The organism is Agromyces indicus (assembly GCF_031432295.1).
Lineage (GTDB): Bacteria > Actinomycetota > Actinomycetes > Actinomycetales > Microbacteriaceae > Agromyces > Agromyces indicus.
The window spans coordinates 43,316-59,666 of the sequence record NZ_JAVKGS010000006.1; the positions used below are offsets into that span (position 1 = coordinate 43,316).

General features: G+C 72.4%; 15 protein-coding genes and 1 tRNA gene. 10 read left to right on the forward strand and 6 right to left on the reverse strand.

Going from position 1 to position 16,351, the window contains the following annotated elements; translation table 11 throughout:
* Nucleotides 1-38: 38 nt before the first annotated feature.
* The 4 genes from RH861_RS15960 to RH861_RS15975 all read right to left on the reverse strand — a co-directional run bounded on the left by RH861_RS15960 (nt 39) and on the right by RH861_RS15975 (nt 2,265).
* Complete coding sequence (locus RH861_RS15960) at nt 39-776, reverse strand: zinc ribbon domain-containing protein (protein ID WP_067950209.1); 738 nt, start codon at nt 774-776, stop codon at nt 39-41.
* A 37-nt stretch (nt 777-813) separates the two neighbouring features.
* Nucleotides 814-1,635: a Nif3-like dinuclear metal center hexameric protein gene (locus RH861_RS15965; RefSeq protein ID WP_310521815.1), complete on the reverse strand. Its 822-nt coding sequence runs from the start codon at nt 1,633-1,635 to the stop codon at nt 814-816.
* Between the two features lie 39 nt (nt 1,636-1,674).
* Nucleotides 1,675-1,747, reverse strand: a tRNA-Val gene (locus RH861_RS15970).
* A gap of 50 nt (nt 1,748-1,797) precedes the next feature.
* The gene (locus RH861_RS15975; RefSeq protein ID WP_310521816.1) at nt 1,798-2,265 is read right to left on the reverse strand and encodes a redoxin domain-containing protein; all 468 of its coding nucleotides are present in this window, start codon (nt 2,263-2,265) and stop codon (nt 1,798-1,800) included.
* A 161-nt stretch (nt 2,266-2,426) separates the two neighbouring features.
* Here RH861_RS15975 and aceE point away from each other — a divergent pair, with 161 nt between their 5' ends.
* From aceE to RH861_RS16005, 6 genes are all read left to right on the forward strand, one after another.
* Complete coding sequence (aceE, locus tag RH861_RS15980; protein ID WP_310521817.1) at nt 2,427-5,153, forward strand: pyruvate dehydrogenase (acetyl-transferring), homodimeric type; 2,727 nt, start codon at nt 2,427-2,429, stop codon at nt 5,151-5,153.
* Nucleotides 5,154-5,166: 13 nt separating this feature from the next.
* Complete coding sequence (locus RH861_RS15985) at nt 5,167-6,381, forward strand: PucR family transcriptional regulator (RefSeq protein ID WP_067950217.1); 1,215 nt, start codon at nt 5,167-5,169, stop codon at nt 6,379-6,381.
* Nucleotides 6,382-6,472: 91 nt separating this feature from the next.
* Nucleotides 6,473-7,393 (forward strand): ACP S-malonyltransferase, encoded by a 921-nt coding sequence (locus tag RH861_RS15990; RefSeq protein ID WP_310521818.1) that lies wholly within the window; start codon nt 6,473-6,475, stop codon nt 7,391-7,393.
* 23 nt (nt 7,394-7,416) lie between these two features.
* Nucleotides 7,417-8,421, forward strand: coding sequence for a beta-ketoacyl-ACP synthase III (locus RH861_RS15995; protein ID WP_310521819.1), 1,005 nt, complete (start codon nt 7,417-7,419; stop codon nt 8,419-8,421).
* Between the two features lie 65 nt (nt 8,422-8,486).
* Nucleotides 8,487-8,735 carry an acyl carrier protein gene (locus RH861_RS16000; RefSeq protein ID WP_067950223.1) on the forward strand — a complete coding sequence of 83 codons (249 nt, stop codon included), beginning with the start codon at nt 8,487-8,489 and terminating at the stop codon, nt 8,733-8,735.
* 58 nt (nt 8,736-8,793) lie between these two features.
* Nucleotides 8,794-10,029 (forward strand): beta-ketoacyl-[acyl-carrier-protein] synthase family protein, encoded by a 1,236-nt coding sequence (locus RH861_RS16005; RefSeq protein WP_310521820.1) that lies wholly within the window; start codon nt 8,794-8,796, stop codon nt 10,027-10,029.
* A gap of 151 nt (nt 10,030-10,180) precedes the next feature.
* Here the strand turns inward: RH861_RS16005 and RH861_RS16010 are convergent, their stop codons facing one another.
* Nucleotides 10,181-10,702: a DUF3145 domain-containing protein gene (locus RH861_RS16010; protein WP_067950225.1), complete on the reverse strand. Its 522-nt coding sequence runs from the start codon at nt 10,700-10,702 to the stop codon at nt 10,181-10,183.
* A 193-nt stretch (nt 10,703-10,895) separates the two neighbouring features.
* On the opposite strand from RH861_RS16010, the gene RH861_RS16015 reads away from it, so the two are divergent.
* Nucleotides 10,896-11,522, forward strand: coding sequence for a PadR family transcriptional regulator (locus RH861_RS16015; protein WP_310521821.1), 627 nt, complete (start codon nt 10,896-10,898; stop codon nt 11,520-11,522).
* A 6-nt stretch (nt 11,523-11,528) separates the two neighbouring features.
* On the opposite strand, the gene RH861_RS16020 is transcribed toward RH861_RS16015, so the two are convergent.
* Complete coding sequence (locus RH861_RS16020; RefSeq protein ID WP_310521822.1) at nt 11,529-13,280, reverse strand: bifunctional 3'-5' exonuclease/DNA polymerase; 1,752 nt, start codon at nt 13,278-13,280, stop codon at nt 11,529-11,531.
* A gap of 190 nt (nt 13,281-13,470) precedes the next feature.
* On the opposite strand from RH861_RS16020, the gene RH861_RS16025 reads away from it, so the two are divergent.
* The 3 genes from RH861_RS16025 to RH861_RS16035 all read left to right on the forward strand — a co-directional run bounded on the left by RH861_RS16025 (nt 13,471) and on the right by RH861_RS16035 (nt 16,322).
* Complete coding sequence (locus RH861_RS16025) at nt 13,471-14,145, forward strand: putative endonuclease domain-containing protein (RefSeq protein WP_248598856.1); 675 nt, start codon at nt 13,471-13,473, stop codon at nt 14,143-14,145.
* 134 nt (nt 14,146-14,279) lie between these two features.
* Entirely contained in the window at nt 14,280-14,756 is a 477-nt protein-coding gene (locus RH861_RS16030) for an NfeD family protein (RefSeq protein WP_310521823.1), read from the forward strand.
* A gap of 102 nt (nt 14,757-14,858) precedes the next feature.
* Nucleotides 14,859-16,322, forward strand: a complete 1,464-nt coding sequence (locus RH861_RS16035) for a flotillin family protein (RefSeq protein WP_310521847.1) — start codon at nt 14,859-14,861, stop codon at nt 16,320-16,322.
* The last annotated feature ends 29 nt before the right edge of the window (nt 16,323-16,351 follow it).

The following is a 16,351-nucleotide window of genomic DNA, read 5'->3' on the forward strand; positions in this document are numbered from 1 at the left end:
ATCGGACGCAGCTCCCGAGCTCCCCTCGGCATCGGCCGTCAGAGGCCGGATTCGTCGGTGCGGACCAGGATCCGGTCGCACTCGGGGCACTGCACGACCTCGTCGGGCGCCGCGCGCCGCACGGCGTCGAGGTCGGATCCGGTGAGCGTGATGGTGCAGCCGCTGCACGTGCGCTGGCGCAGGAGGGCGGCGCCCACGCCCGCGCCCCGAGTGCGGCGCTGCTCATAGAAGGCGAGCAGGTCGTCCGGGATCGTGGCGGCGATCGCCGCGCGATCGCGCTCGGCGCCGTCGCGCTCGACGCCCAGGCCGCCCGCCGCCTCGTCGCGCTCGCCCTCGAGGCGCGCGGTGTCGGCGGCGATGGCCGCGCGCTCTTCGTCGATCGCGGCGACGCGCGCCTCGGCGTCCTCGACCTTCTGCATGACCACCAGCTCGAGGTCCTCGAGGTCGGCGAGGCGCTTGCGCAGCGACACGAGCTCGGATTCGAGCGCGGCGACGTCCTTCATCGACGACGTGTGCGTGAGCCGCTCGCCGTCGCGGGCGATGCGCTTCTCCACGACCTCGACGTCGGACTCGATCCGACCGAGCTCGGCACGCGCGTCCTCGAGCGCGCCGACGGCCTCGGCCCGGCGGCCGCGCACGCCGGCGTCGCGCTCGGCCAGGGCCTGCAGGTCGGCGGTCTGCGGCAGCGAGCGGAGTCGGTGCGCGAGCTGCTGCAGGCGCGTGTCGATGGACTGGAGTCGCAGCAGCTGCTGCTGGTCGGCGGGGCTGGCCTTCACGTGGTGCTCCTCGGAGGGGTGGTCGGGGCGGGACGGGTCACTGGACGACCAGGAAGTCCCACGGGTCGGTGTTCAGGTCGCTCACGACGACCTCGAGGTCGGGGTGGGCCTCGCGGAGCTCCGCCGCGGCCGCCTCGAGCCACAGCCACTCGCTCGCCCAGTGGGACACGTCCACGAGCGCCGGGCCTCCGCCGAGCAGGGCCTGCTCCCGCGCCTCGGAGGCGGGATGGTGCCGCAGGTCGGCCGTGACGTAGACGTCCGCGGCACGCACGGCCGGATCGGCGAGCAGGGAGTCGCCCGCCCCGCCGCACACCGCCACGGTCTCGACGGGCGCCTCGTACCCGCCCGCGACGCGGACGCCGCCGGCGGTGGCGGGCAGCAGGTCGGCCAGGTGTCGAGCGAGGCGGCCGAGGGTCGTCGGCTCGGCGAGTCGGCCGACGCGTCCGAGCCCGCGCGCGGCATCCGTCGCGTTCGGGACGATCGGGCGGGCGTCGAGCAGCCCGAGGCGCTCGGCGAGCACCGCCGAGGTGCCGGACTCGACCACGTCGGCGTTGGTGTGGGCTGCCACGAGCGCGCAGTCGGCGCGGATCAGCCGAGCGAGCAGGGCGCCCTTGTAGCGGTCCTCGGCCACGGAGGTCACCCCGCGCAGGAGCAGCGGGTGGTGGGCGATCACGAGGTCGTCGCCGGCGGCGACCGCCTCGTCGACCGTCGCCGCGACCGCGTCGACGACGAGTCGCACGCGGGACACCTCGCGTGCCGGATCGCCGGTCACGAGTCCGGGAGCGTCCCACGCCTCAGCGCCCGAGACGGGCCACAGGCGCTCCACGGTCGAGAGGACGTCGGCGAGGAGGACTGGCACGCGCCCCAGCCTAGCGCCGCAGCCGAGACGTGCTCCGCGTGGGCCCTGCCGGGCTCGAACCGACGACATCCACGGTGTAAGCGTGGCGCTCTACCAACTGAGCTAAAGGCCCCTGCGCGCGCGGCGCTCCCCCATCGTACGCCGAGGGCCCCGTGGCATCCGTCACCGTCGGTCGAGCGCCGCCAGGGCATAGCGGTACGCCGAGAGCGGCCGGGGCTCGCCCGGAGCCGTGGCGAACGACGAGCGGATGACGCCGTCGTCGCCGATCACGAACGTGGCCCGGCGCGCGAACCCGGCCGCCTCGTCGAACGCGCCGTAGCTCGCGGCGACCGCGCCGTGCGGCCAGAAGTCCGACAGGAGCGTGAGCCGCACGTCCTCCGCCTCGGCCCAGGCGCGCAGCGCGTACTTGGCGTCGACGGATGCCACGAGCACCTCGGCACCGGCCTCGTCGAACATCGCGGCGTTCGCCGCGAGCTCGCGCAGCTCGCCCGTGCACGTGCGCGAGAACGCGAACGGCAGGAACACGAGGACGACCGCGCGCACGCCGCGCCGATCGGCGAGCCGCTGCGGCGCGCCGAACTGGTCCGGCAGCTCGAACTCCGGCGCGATCGCGCCCGCGTCGAGGATCAACGGCGCCTCCCTCACGGCCGGTGGAACCGGCGCCAGCCTAGCTGCCCGCACCCGGACATAGAATCACTAGGATGGCGTGGTGCCCCCGACCGCAACCCGGTCGCTTCGTCGTGCGCACGCACCGAACGCAAGGCATGATCTGCTGAAGAGAGAGGTCGAGTGTGACTGTCAACGACCAGGACCCGTACTCGGTCGAGGCGATGGACTCCGATCCGGAGGAGACCACCGAGTGGGCGGAGTCCCTCGACGCCCTCGTCGCCGAGAAGGGCCACCAGCGCGGGCGTGAGATCATGCTCAGCCTGCTCAAGCGCTCCAAGGAGCTGCACCTGGGCGTGCCGATGGTGCCCACCACCGACTACCTGAACACGATCGCGCCCGAGAACGAGCCCGAGTTCCCCGGCGACGAGGAGATCGAGCGCCGCTACCGCGCGTGGATCCGCTGGAACGCCGCGATGCTCGTGCACCGCGCGCAGCGGCCGGGCATCGCCGTGGGCGGCCACATCTCGACGTACGCGTCATCCGCTGCGCTCTATGAGGTCGGCTTCAACCACTTCTTCCGCGGCCAGGACCACCCCGGCGGCGGCGACCAGATCTTCATCCAGGGCCACGCCTCCCCCGGCACCTACGCCCGCGCCTACCTCGAGGGGCGGCTGTCGGCCGACCAGCTCGACGGCTTCCGCCAGGAGAAGTCGCACGCGCCGAACGGCCTCTCGTCGTACCCGCACCCGCGGCTCATGCCCGAGTTCTGGCAGTTCCCGACCGTGTCGATGGGTCTCGGCCCGATCAACGCCATCTATCAGGCGCAGGCCAACAAGTACCTCACCAACCGCGGCATCAAGGACGCCTCCGACCAGCACGTCTGGGCCTTCCTCGGCGACGGCGAGATGGACGAGGTCGAGAGCCGCGGCCAGCTCCAGGTGGCGGCGAACGAGGGACTCGACAACCTCACGTTCGTCATCAACTGCAACCTGCAGCGCCTCGACGGCCCGGTCCGCGGCAACGGCAAGATCATTCAGGAGCTGGAGAGCTTCTTCCGCGGGGCCGGCTGGAACGTCATCAAGGTCGTCTGGGGCCGCGAGTGGGACGACCTGCTCGCCCGCGACCACGACGGCGCGCTCCGCAACCTCATGAACGTGACGCCCGACGGCGACTACCAGACCTACAAGGCCGAGTCGGGCGCCTACGTGCGCGAGAACTTCTTCGGTCGCGACCCGCGGGCGCTCGAGCTCGTGAAGGACCTCACCGACGACCAGGTCTGGGGCCTCAAGCGCGGCGGCCACGACTACCGCAAGGTGTACGCGGCGTTCAAGGCCGCCACCGAGCACAAGGGCCAGCCCACCGTCATCCTCGCGAAGACCATCAAGGGCTACGGTCTCGGCCCGTCCTTCGAGGGCCGCAACGCCACGCACCAGATGAAGAAGATGACCCTCGACAACCTGAAGACCTTCAGGGACACGATGCGCATCCCGATCTCCGATGCGCAGCTCGAGGAGAACCCCTACCTCCCGCCGTACTACCACCCCGGCAACGACGACGAGGCGATCCAGTACCTCCACGAGCGCCGTCGCGAGCTCGGCGGGTACCTGCCCGAGCGCCGCACGAAGCACACCGCCATCTCCCTGCCGGACGACTCCGCCTACGCGATCGCGAAGAAGGGCTCCGGCACGCAGGAGGTCGCCACGACGATGGCGTTCGTCCGCCTGCTCAAGGACCTCATGCGCTCGAAGGACTTCGGCAACCGCATCGTGCCGATCATCCCCGATGAGGCGCGCACCTTCGGCATGGACGCGTTCTTCCCGAACGCGAAGATCTACAACCCGATGGGCCAGCACTACACGTCGGTGGACCGTGAGCTGCTCCTGGCCTACAAGGAGAGCCCGCAGGGCCAGATCGTCCACGTCGGCATCAACGAGGCCGGCGCGCTCGCCGCGTTCACCGCGCTGGGCACGTCGTACTCCACGCAGGGCGAGCCGCTCATCCCGATCTACGTCTTCTACTCGATGTTCGGGTTCCAGCGCACCGGCGACGCCATCTGGGCCGCCGGCGACCAGATGACGCGCGGCTTCATGATCGGCGCGACCGCTGGTCGCACCACGCTCACGGGCGAGGGCCTGCAGCACGCCGACGGCCACTCGCCGCTGCTCGCCGCGACGAACCCCGCGGTGGTGTCCTACGACCCGGCCTACGGGTACGAGATCGGCCACATCGTCCGCTCCGGACTCGACCGGATGTACGGCGGCAACCACCCCGATCCGAACGTCATGTACTACCTCACGGTGTACAACGAGCCGCTCGTGCAGCCCGCCGAGCCGGAGGGCGTCGACGTCGAGGGCATCGTCCGCGGCATCCACCGGGTCGCCGAGTCGCACGCCGAGGGCCCGAAGGCCCAGCTGCTCGCTTCGGGCGTCGCGGTGCCGTGGATCCTCGAGGCCCAGGAGCTGCTGGCCCAGGACTGGGGCGTGTCGGCCGACGTCTGGTCGGTCACGAGCTGGTCGGAGCTGAACCGCGACGGCCTGGCGGTCGACGAGCACAACTTCCTCCACCCGGATGCCGAGCGGCGCGTGCCCTACGTGACGCAGAAGCTCTCGGGGGCCCGCGGCCCGTTCGTCGCGGTCTCCGACTTCATGCGCGCGGTGCAGGAGCAGATCCGGCCGTACGTTCCCGGCGAGTACGCGACGCTGGGCGCCGACGGGTTCGGCTTCTCGGACACCCGTCCGGCGGCGCGTCGCTACTTCAAGATCGACGGCCCCTCGGTGGTGGTGCGCACGCTCCAGCTCCTCGCGGATCGCGGCGAGGTGGATCGCTCCCTGCCGGCGCAGGCGATTGAGAAGTACCGCCTCCACGACGTGAACGCGGGCACGACCGGCACGGCCGGCGGCGAGAGCTAGCAGGCTCCCGGCTGTGGCGACGAAGCCCCGGACGAAGGCGGAGACGCTCGCGTGGTTGCGAACCATCGCGGGCGAACTGTCGACCCAGACCCTCAAGCGCCTGGAAGACACCCTGCCCTGGTACGGGGACATGCCGCCGAGCCGCCGCTCCGCGGTCGGCCTCGTCGCCCAAGCCGGGATCTCCTCCTTCATCGCGTGGTTCGACGACCCGAAGTCGACGCCGTGGATCGCGGCCGACGTCTTCGGCGCCGCCCCGCGTGAGCTGCTGCGCTCGGTGAGCCTCCAGCAGACGCTGCAGCTCATCCGGGTGACCGTCGAGGTCGTCGAAGAGCGCGTCAAGGACGGCGGCGAGCCGCTCCGGGAGGCGATCCTGCTCTACTCGCGCGAGATCGCGTTCGCGGCCGCCGACGTCTACGCGCGCGCCGCCGAGGCTCGCGGCCTGTGGGACGCGAGGCTCGAGGCGCTCGTCGTCGATTCGATCCTGTCGGGCGAGTACGACGACGAGCTGCCGAGCCGGATCGCCGCCCTCGGGTGGCACGGGCACGGCGAGGTGGCGGTGCTCGTCGGCACGGCCCCGAAGCTGTTCGACGTCGACCAGGTCCGCCGCGCGGCACGGCACATGCAGGCCGACGTGCTGGTCGGCGTGCAGGGCAATCGGCTCGTCGTGGTCATCGGGCGCGCGGAGCCGCGTGGCAGCGAGCCCGACGACGCGGTCGGCACCGCCCCCGCACTGACGTTCCTCGAGATCGCGACGCAGCTCGAGCCGCACTTCGGCGCGGGTCACCTGGTGCTGGGCCACGAGGTGCCGAACCTGGTCGACGCCGGCAAGAGCGCGAAGGCGGCGCTCGCAGGGTTCGCGGTGGCCCGCTCGTGGCGGCACGCACCGCGCCCGGTGCACGCCGACGACCTGCTGCCCGAGCGCGCGCTCGCGGGCGACCCGCTCGCTCGCGCCACGCTCGTCCACCGCATCTACCGGCCGCTCCAGGCCCACTCCACCGAGCTGCTCACCACCCTGTGGAGCTACCTCGACAACGGCCGTTCGCTCGAGGCGACGGCACGCGAGCTCTTCGTGCATCCGAACACGGTGCGCTACCGCTTGAAGCGGGTCTCCGACGTGATCGGCTGGGATGCCACGGGCGCACGCGAAGCGCTCATCCTCCAGTCCGCGCTCATCATCGGCTCGATGAGCGATCATGAGGCGGTTCCGCGTCGACGCTCCGCGAGCTGACGCCCACTATGTGCTGCCGTCACAACGTCTTCGCCGATACCTTGTCGCGAGTGCACACTCACGGCGCTGAGGTCATTGGCAGACTGAGACGGTGATCGTCGTCGTCTGCCCTGGTCAGGGCTCCCAGACCCCCGGTTTCCTCGCACCCTGGCTCGCCGAGCCCTCGTTCGCCGACCGTCTCTCGGCGCTGTCCGAGGCCGCCGGCGCCGACCTGACGCGCCACGGCACCGAGAGCGACGCCGACACCATCCGCGACACGGCGATCGCGCAGCCGCTCATCGTGGCCGCGGGCATCCTCGCGTTCGACGCGCTGGCCGCCGAGGGCCGCCGCGCCGCGATCGGCGGCGTCGCGGGCCACTCCGTCGGCGAGATCACCGCCGCTGCGGCGACGGGCGTGCTCGACGCAGCCGACGCCATGCGCTTCGTCGCCGAGCGCGGTCGGGCGATGGCGGATGCCGCGGCGCTCGAGCCCACCGGCATGAGCGCCGTGATCGGCGCCGACGAGACCGAGCTCCTCGCCCGGCTCGAAACGCTCGGCCTCGAGCCCGCGAACTTCAACGGCGGCGGCCAGATCGTCGTCGCCGGAGCCGTGGACGCGCTCGAGCAGCTCAAGGCCGAGCCGCCCGCCGGTGCGCGGGTCATCCCGCTGCAGGTCGCGGGCGCGTTCCACACCCGGTACATGCAGCCCGCGCGCGAACGTCTGGCCGAGGTCGCGCTCTCCGTGTCCGCCTCCGACCCGGACCTCACGCTCTGGACGAACCGCGACGGCTCCCCCGTGGCATCCGGAGCCTCGTTCGTCGAGCTGCTCGTCGGCCAGGTCGCCTCGCCCGTCCGCTGGGATCGCTGCATGGCGTCCTTCGTCGAGGCCGGCGTCACGGGGATCATCGAGCTGGCGCCCGCGGGCGCCCTCGTCGGCCTCGCCAAGCGTGCGCTCAAGGGCGTGCCGACCGTCGCCGTCAAGACGCCCGACGACCTGCCGGCCGCCATCGAGCTGCTCGCGCAGGCCGCCTAGTCCCACCGAACACGAGAGAACGCATGACGCACCCCACGCTCACCCAGTCGCACGGTCCTGCGCACACGCGCCTCTACTCCGTGGGCGCCGCCCGCGGCGAGAACGCGGTGCCCAACGACGACTTGGTCGGACCCATCGACTCGTCGGACGAGTGGATCCGCCAGCGGACCGGCATCGTCACACGCGTGCGCGCCGGTGAGGACGTGCTCGCGGTCGACCTCGCGACGGAGGCCGGACGCGAGGCGATCGAGCGCTCGGGCGTTCCGGCCGACCAGGTCGACCTCGTGATCGTGGCCACCATCTCGAACGTGCAGCAGACGCCGTCGATCGCCGCCGTCGTCGCCGACCGCGTCGGGGCGAACCCCGCGGCGGCCTACGACATGAACGCCGCGTGCGCGGGCTACGCCTACGCCGTCGCGCAGGCGGACGCGCTGATCCGCACCGGCGCGGCCCGGTACGCGCTCGTCATCGGCGCCGAGAAGCTCTCCGACGTCGTCGACCCCACCGACCGGACCATCTCGTTCCTCCTCGGCGACGGCGCCGGCGCGGTCGTCATCGGGCCGAGCGAGACGCCGGGCATCGGCGCGACCGTGTGGGGCTCGGACGGGTCCAAGGCGGGCGCCGTGGGCATGAACCACACGCTCATCGACTTCCGCGAGGGTCGGTCGGAGTGGCCGACCCTGCGGCAGGAGGGCCAGACGGTGTTCCGCTGGGCGGTGTGGGACATGGCGAAGGTCGCCAAGCAGGCCCTGGATGCCGCGGGCATCACGGGCGACGACCTCGCCGCCTTCATCCCCCACCAGGCGAACATGCGGATCATCGACGAGTTCGCCAAGCAGCTGAAGCTGCCCGAGTCCGTCGCGATCGGCCGCGACATCGCCACCACGGGCAACACCTCGGCCGCGTCCATCCCCCTCGCGATGCACCGCCTGCTCGAGGAGCGTCCGGAACTCTCCGGCGGCCTCGCGCTCCAGATCGGCTTCGGCGCCGGCCTCGTGTTCGGCGCCCAAGTGGTGGTTCTCCCCTGAGCCGCCGTCCCCCGTCCATCTAGACTGTGTCTCGGTCAACGAGACACCCCTCAAGGAGAAGAACCATGGCATTGTCCAACGAAGAAGTGCTTGCCGGCCTGGCCGAGCTCATCAACGACGAGACCGGCATCGCGACCGACACGGTTGAGCTGGACAAGTCGTTCACCGATGACCTCGACATCGACTCCATCTCGATGATGACGATCGTCGTCAACGCCGAGGAGAAGTTCGACGTGAAGATCCCCGACGAGGAGGTCAAGAACCTCAAGACCGTCGGCGACGCCGTCGACTTCATCGTCAAGGCCCAGGCCTAGTGCACGGGCGGGCCGGTGAAGCCGGCCCGCCCGTCTTTTCCCCACGGAGTTTCCTCGTATGACCAAGAAGATCGTGATCACGGGTATCGGTGCGACCTCGCCGATCGGCGGCACCGCCCGTGACAGCTGGAACGCCCTGCTCGCCGGTGAGTCCGGTGCGCGCACCCTCGAGGCCGAGTGGGTGGAGCAGTACGACCTGCCCGTGACCTTCGCCGCGACGGCCAAGGTGCCGGCGTCCGAATCGCTCGAGCGCCACGAGCTCAAGCGGCTCGACCCGTCGAGCCAGTTCGCGCTCATCGCCGGACGTGAGGCCTGGGCCGACGCGGGTTCTCCCGAGGTCGAGCCCGAGCGGCTCGCCGTGGCCTGGGCGACCGGCATCGGCGGCGTGTGGACGCTGCTCGACGCGTGGGACACCCTGCGCGAGCGCGGCACGCGCCGCGTGCTGCCCATGACGGTCCCGATGCTGATGCCGAACGGCCCGGGCGCGGCGGTCGGGATGGACCTGCACGCACGTGCCGGCATCCGCACGGTCGTGTCCGCGTGCGCGTCGAGCACCGAGTCGCTCGTGAACGCGTGGGAGCAGCTCCAGGACGGCATCGCCGACGTGGTCATCGCGGGCGGATCCGAATCGGCGATCCACCCGATCACCATCGCTTCCTTCAACTCGATGCAGGCGCTGTCGCGCCGCAACGACGACCCGGCCGTCGCGTCGCGCCCCTACGACGTCGGCCGCGACGGATTCGTGATGGGCGAGGGCGGCGCGGCGCTCGTGCTCGAGACCGAGGAGCACGCCAAGGCCCGTGGCGCCCGGATCTACGCCGAGCTCCTGGGCGGTGCGATCACCAGCGACGCGTACCACATCACCGCGCCCGACCCCGAGGGGTCGGCCGCGGCGCGCGCGATGAAGTCCGCCATCGAGGGCGCCGGCGCATCGCTGTCCGACGTCCGGCACGTCAACGCGCACGCGACGAGCACCCCGGTCGGCGACATCGCCGAGTACAACGCCCTCCGCCGCATCTTCGGCGACGGCCTCGAGGGGATCGCGGTCACCGCGACCAAGGCGTCGACCGGTCACCTCCTCGGCGGTGCCGGTGCGATCGAGGCGATCTTCACCGTCCTCGCGCTCCACGAGCGCACGGCCCCGCCGACGATCAACCTGTCGGACCAGGACCCGGAGATCCCGCTCGACGTGGTCACCACGCCGCGCTCCCTGGGCGACGGCGAGCTCATCGCGATCAGCAACTCGTTCGGGTTCGGCGGGCACAACGCGGTCGCCGCGTTCCGCACGGCCTGAGCCGCGGCATCCGGCGACACCCGTCGTTCGACGCGAAGGCCCCGGCACCTCACGGTGCCGGGGCCTTCTGCGTCGCCGCTGCGGTTTCGGTCGTGCGCTACCGGGACCAGGTCGACCGGCGGGCGCGTCGCGCCACCGCGTGCGGCGTGCATCACCCCACGCGGTGCAACCAGACGACCGGGGCGAAATCGCTGGCGTGACGGAACGGCTCGAGCTCGTCGTCCCACGCCTGTCCGAGGGCGAGTCGCAGCTCTCGATGGAGCTCGCCCGCGTCGAAGGCCGCGATCTCCATCGCGTAGCGGATGCGGTCCTCGGGCACGACCACGTTGCCGGCGGAGTCGGTCTGCGCGAAGAACACCCCGAGCTCGGGCGTGTGCATCCAACGCGATCCGTCGTTCCCGGGGGCGGGATCCTCGCTCACCTCGAACCGGAGCTGCTCCCATCCGCGGAGCGCCGACGCGATGCGGGCGCCCGCACCGGGATCCCCGGTCCACGAGTACTCGGTGCGCATGGTCCCGGGCAGCACGGGCTGGTCGGCCCAGTCGAAGTTGACCGGTGTGCCGAGCGCGCGGCCCACCGCCCATTCGACATGGGGGCTCAGCGCCCGCGGCGACGAGTGCACGAACAGCATGCCTCGCGCGGCGCGCGCGGCCCGCGTGAACTGCTCCGCCATCTCCTGCTCCGTTTCTCGTGAGGTGCGTCTTCCCCTACGACCTCGGAAACGGGCGGCTCGGCGTGAGCGACGTGTTCGATTGGACGACGATGCGACTCGTCAGTTCGAGTATGGCGCGACCGCCGCACGATCACAAGCCTCTGGCCTAAACTGCATACCGGGTGAGTTCGATCGCCCGGGCGAAGGAGACCACGTGGCCGTACGGGATGCGCTGCTCGTCCTCCTGCTGAACGGACCGGCGTACGGCTTCCAGTTGCGCGGCGGCCTGGCCGAGCGCACGGGTGGTCGGCGCACGGTGAACGTCGGGCAGATCTACTCCACGCTCGACCGTCTCACGGCCCGCGGGCTGGTCGAGCCGGCCGGCGCGACCGATGACGGCCTGCCCCTCCACCGCATCACTCCTTCCGGCCGCACTGCCGCCGAAGCCTGGCTGGCCGGCGAGGACGCCGCCGGCGCGGACCCGTGGCATGAGACGGTCGACCGCGTGCTGATCGCCCTGTCCATGCCGGGCGTCGATGCCGCTGCGGTGCTGGCGGCGGAGCGCGCGAGATGGGACGATCGCCGCGCCGCCGCGGCCACCGTCGACCCGGCGGATGCCGCGGATGCCGCAGACGCCGCACCCGGGCGAGCACGCCTCGCGCGCCTCTCCTCGTCCGCCGACGTGCTCACGGCCGAGGCGGCGCTGCGGTGGCTCGAGGCCGTCGGGCGAACGGATGTCGCCGACGCCGCCTTCGCACCCAGTGCCGAGCGCCCGCGCCGCGGGCGACGGCCCGCCAGTCCGGCGGCCACGACGGTCGGCGATCCCGCCGGAGCGCCCTGACGGCGATCAGGACACGGCCGCGTAGCTCCGCACGATGTCGAGGTCGAGCGGGAACTCGACGGGGGCCTCGCCGAACAGGAGGCGCCCAGCCTCGGCCGCAGATTCGCGGACGGCATCCGCGACGGCCCCGGTGAGCCCTTCCGGCGCGTGCACGATGAGCTCATCGTGGAGGAAGTACACCAGGTGCGGCATCCGTTCGAATGCCGGACCCGACGCTGACGCTGGCGGAGCACCCGGCGGCAGGGACATCGCCGCCAACCGGGGACGCAGCGACGCCATCCAGCACAGGGCCCACTCGGCCGCGGTGCCCTGCACCACGAAGTTCCGGGTGAATCGACCCCAGTCGCGCGCAGCGGACCGGGCGCGACGCTCGTCGGCGGCCGTCGCGTCGACGCCGTTCGCCCGAGCCTGGGTCTCATGCCAACTCGTCGGCGGCAGGGGTGACGAGCGCCCGAGCAGGGTGGTCACCCGGCGTCCGGCCTCGCCGGTCCGCGCGGCGTCGTCGACGAGCGCCATGGCGCGCGGGTAGGCCCGGCCGAGCCTCGGGACGAGCCGGCCGCTGTCGCCCGAGGTGGCCCCGTACATCGCGCCGAGCAGCGCGACCTTCGCCTCGTCGCGGCTCTCGACGACGCCCGCGTCGACGATCGCGCGGTACAGGTCGCGACCGCGTCCGGCCGCCGCCATCGCCGGGTCGCGCGCGAGCGCCGCGAGGACGCGCGGTTCGAGTTGCGACGCGTCGGCGACGACGAGCGACCATCCCTCGTCGGCGGTGACCGCGCCGCGGACGACCTTCGGCAACTGCAGCGCTCCCCCGCCCGAGGTGGCCCAGCGCCCCGTGGCCGTGCCGCCGGCCACGTACTCGGCGCGGAGGCGCCGGTCGACGATCCACTCGTCGAGCCACGCCCACCCGTTCGCCGACCAGAGGCGGGCGAGGCGCTTGTAGGCCAGGAGCGGCTCGATCGCGGGGTGGTCGTGCTCGCGCAGCTCCCACCGGGCGGTCGATCCGACGCCGATCCCCGCCGCGCGCAGGGCTCGGAGGAGGTCGGCGTGCGAGTCGACGTTCAGCGACGGCGCGTCGAGGGCCTCGCGAACGGCCCGCGCGAGTTCCTCCATGCGGTCGGGCTTGCGGCCCGGCGCCGGGCGCGGTCCCAGTGCCGCCTCGAGCACCCGCTCGTGCTCACCGCGGTCCCACGGCAGTCCGGCGGTCCGCAGTTCCGCCGCCACGAGCGCGCCCGCCGATTCGGCGGCGAGCAGGAGCCGCATCGCGCCCGGCGAGTCCGCGGCATCCGCCAGCGCGAGCTGCCGGTCGTGCTCGGCGTCGAGATCGGCGAGCGACGGAGGCCGCGACCCGTCGCCGCTGCGGATCTCGCTGGGTGCGTCGAGCTCGAAGAGCGCGGCGTGGGCGGCCACGGATGCCACGGGGGCGACCGGTTCGTCGACCGGGGCCTCGGCCGGACCCGGTGGCAGCCACTCGGGGCGGGCGGGCGCCTCGTCTCGCGCGGTCGCCACTGCGGTGGACCAAGCCAGGATCGCGCCGCACAACCGCAGGTCGTGACAGCGGGCGACCCTCACCCCGTGCGCGAGCAGCAACGGCGCCCACTCCCGGGTGTCGCGCCAGACCCAACGAGGCGCGTGCTCGGCCTCGAGCCGGGCGACGAGGGCGGGGAGGTGCTCCCGGTCGACCTCGTGGCGCTCCGGGCCGTCGGGGTCGCCGATCGCCACGCGCCCAGCGCCCGTCGCCGTGATCGCGATCCGCACGTCACGATTCTCGCGCGACCCACGGACACGCGGGGCGCGGCACTCGGACCGGGCATGTCGGCGGCATCGGCGACGATGTCGCCATGACGAACGGGGTATCCAGATGGTCGCGGTGAGCTTCGCGTGCGGTCACGGAGCCGCGGCGGGAGCGCCGGGCAGCGTCGCACTGCGCCGAACCTGCCCGGTCTGCATGCTCCTGCACGAGACGCAGCGCACGCGCGGCGAGCTCCTCGGTCGCGTCGCGCCGCCCCAGCGGTCGGCGCTCGCCGCGGAGACGCGGGTCGGCGCGGAGTTCGACTGGCGTTGCCGACGCGGCCACGACCGGTTCCGAGCCAGCGTCGTCGACGTGCTGACCGGGCCGGGCTGTCCGAAGTGCGGGCGCAACGCGGCCTCCCCGGGGTCGCTTCGCGAGGCCGGGATGCCGTTCATGAAGCCGGGGCTGCGCGTGGGCACCTCGATGACCGAGCAGCGACTGCGCGTGCTGCTCGGGGAACGACTGAAGCTGCACCACCGCGCCAATGCGGTGCGGACCGCCCGCATGTTCTACGGGCGGCAGGAGGTCTGGCCCGACATCCTCGTCGCGGAACTGCGGATCGCGATCGAGTACGACGATCCCGGTCGCTCCGGCCGGGCGCACCGCGGTCTGAAGGAGGGCTCGGACCAGGAGAAGGATGCGGCGTTGCGCGAGGTCGGCTGGGAGGTGATCCGGATCCGCGGCGGCGGGCTGCCCCCGCTCGGACCGTACCACGTCGCCTGCCGTTCGGTCACCGCCGAGGTCGCCGACGAGGTGGTGCGGCTCATGCGCGTCATCCGCGGCGATGCGGCCGTCGACGCCATCGCCCTGCCGCTCGGCGCCACCGGCTGATCCGTCGTCTGCGCTCTGGTGCCGGAGGCCGCGACGCCGATATGGTGATCGCGACCCACCGACCCCGCTCCCCGCTCGCGCCGCGCTCCCCCTGCGTGCACGCCCCTGCCGGGATGCCCGCAGAGAGGCCGCACGTGCTCCTTCCGTTCCTGATCGTGGGAGGCATCGGCCTCGCCCTCCTCGTCGTGTCGCTCGTCATCGGCGACGTGCTGGACCACTTCGAGCTCGGTGACGGGATGATCTCGGGCACCGCGCTCTCGGTGGCCCTGACCGTCTTCGGCGCGGCCGGCGCCATCACGGCGAGCAGCGGCCTCGACCTCGTCTGGGCGTACGTGCTCGCGATCGGACTCGCGATCGCGGCCTACGTCGTCTCCGCGCTCACCGTGCGATCGCTCGCCGCGAGTTCCGACGGCGTCCCCGCATCAGCGGTCGGCCTGACCGGCGTGGCGACCTCCGAGATCGGCGCCGCGGGCGGCGAGGTCAGCCTCGACGGGCCCGGTGAACTGGAGCGCCGCCTCGCCTTCGCCGACGGATCGATCCCCGACGGCGCCCGCGTGCGCGTCGTCGCGCACGCCGGCAGCCGCGTCAAGGTCGTCGCCGACCGCGACTGACGCATCCGGGAGCCGCGTCGGCGCGGCCCTCCCCGTCTGCTCGCGCCGTGCGCGCGACGTTCGACCTCTGCACCACCCGCCCGAACCGGAAGGACCCCCGTGATCCCCCTCTCGTCCGAACTCGTCCAGATCGGCGCGATCATCGCGATCGTCGTCGCGATCGGCGGCCTGCTGACGTTCATCGCACGTCGCATCCGACGCGTCCCGCCCAACGAGGCGCTCATCATCGTCGGCCGCGGTGCCGGCCGGTCCGCGGACAGCGGCACCGGTCAGCGGGTGGTCATCGGCGGCCGCACGTTCGTGTGGCCGATCCTGCAGCAGGGCTTCGCCATCTCCCTCGAGCAGCGCCAGATCGGGATCACGGTGGAGGGCGTCGACAAGCACCGCATCAAGATCGCCATCAAGGCATCGATCAACTTCAAGGTGAGCGGAACCGAGGACGGGGTCCGCCGCGCGGCCCAGCGGTTCCTCTCGCAGCAGGACCTCCTGACCGAGATCATCAAGGAGTCGCTCGAGGGCTCGCTGCGCTCGATCGTCGGCGACATGACGATCGAGCAGATCATCTCCGATCGCAAGTCGCTCTCCGACCGCGTCGTCGCCGAGACGAAGACCGACCTCGCGGAGCAGGGGCTGCAGGTCGACCTGCTGAACATCAGCGACATCTCCACGCCTGGCAGCGACTACCTCGCGAACCTCGGTCGCGCCGAGGCCGCCCGCGCCCGCCAGGTCGCCGAGGTGAGCGAGGCCGAGGCGGCCCGCGTCAGCGAGTTCGCCCGGATCGAGGCCGCCGAGCAGGTCGCGGAACGCCAGAAGGCGCTGAGCCTCAAGCAGGCCTCGATCAAGGCCGAGACCGATCGCGCGAACGCCGAGGCGGAGGCCTCGGGCCTGCTGGCCCGCGCCGAGCAGGACAAGCTCGTCGCGGTGCAGGAGCGCGACGCGCTCTCCGAGCAGGCGCTCGTGACTCAGGAGCGCCTCGACATCGAGATCCGCAAGCCGGCCGAGGCCGAGGCGTACGCCGAGGTCCAGCGCGCGAACGCGCAGCGCGACGCGGCCAACGCCGCGACCGAAGCCGACGCGTACAAGCGCACCAGGATCGCCGAGGCCAACAAGGTGGCGGCGGTGCAGGACGCCGAGGCGGCGGCGACGAGCGTCCGATTCGCCGGTGAGGCCGAGCGCGATCGCCAGGTCGCCCTGGCCGCGGGTGTGCGCGCCGAGGGTGAGGCGCGCGCGGCCGCCATCCAGGCGGAGGGCGTGGCAGAGGCCGCCGCGACGGACGCGAAGGCCGAAGCCCTCAAGAAGTACGGCGAGGCCGCCCTCGCGCAGGAGATCATCTCGCGCCTCCCGGAGATCGTGCGCGCCGCCGCCGAGCCCATCTCGAACATCGACACGCTGACCGTGGTCTCGACCGACGGGGCCAGCGCGATGACCAAGACCGTCGGGCAGGTGCTCGGCGAGGGCACGGAGGTCGTGAAGTCGTTGACCGGGCTCGACGTCGGTGCGATCCTCGCCGGGCTCGCGGGCGGCTCCATCGCCGCCGGCACCGCGGTGGGTGCCACGCGCGACTGATGCGCACGGGTCGGGGTGCGGCAGCAGCA

Bases quoted from the DNA above. Each gene is read 5' to 3' on its own strand.
- RH861_RS16005 (WP_310521820.1), top strand. From the start codon at position 8,794: ATGACCAAGAAGATCGTGATCACGGGTATCGGTGCGACCTCGCCGATC.
- RH861_RS16010 (WP_067950225.1), bottom strand. From the start codon at position 10,702: ATGGCGGAGCAGTTCACGCGGGCCGCGCGCGCCGCGCGAGGCATGCTG.
- RH861_RS16000 (WP_067950223.1), top strand. From the start codon at position 8,487: ATGGCATTGTCCAACGAAGAAGTGCTTGCCGGCCTGGCCGAGCTCATC.
- RH861_RS15995 (WP_310521819.1), top strand. From the start codon at position 7,417: ATGACGCACCCCACGCTCACCCAGTCGCACGGTCCTGCGCACACGCGC.
- RH861_RS16025 (WP_248598856.1), top strand. From the start codon at position 13,471: ATGCTCCTGCACGAGACGCAGCGCACGCGCGGCGAGCTCCTCGGTCGC.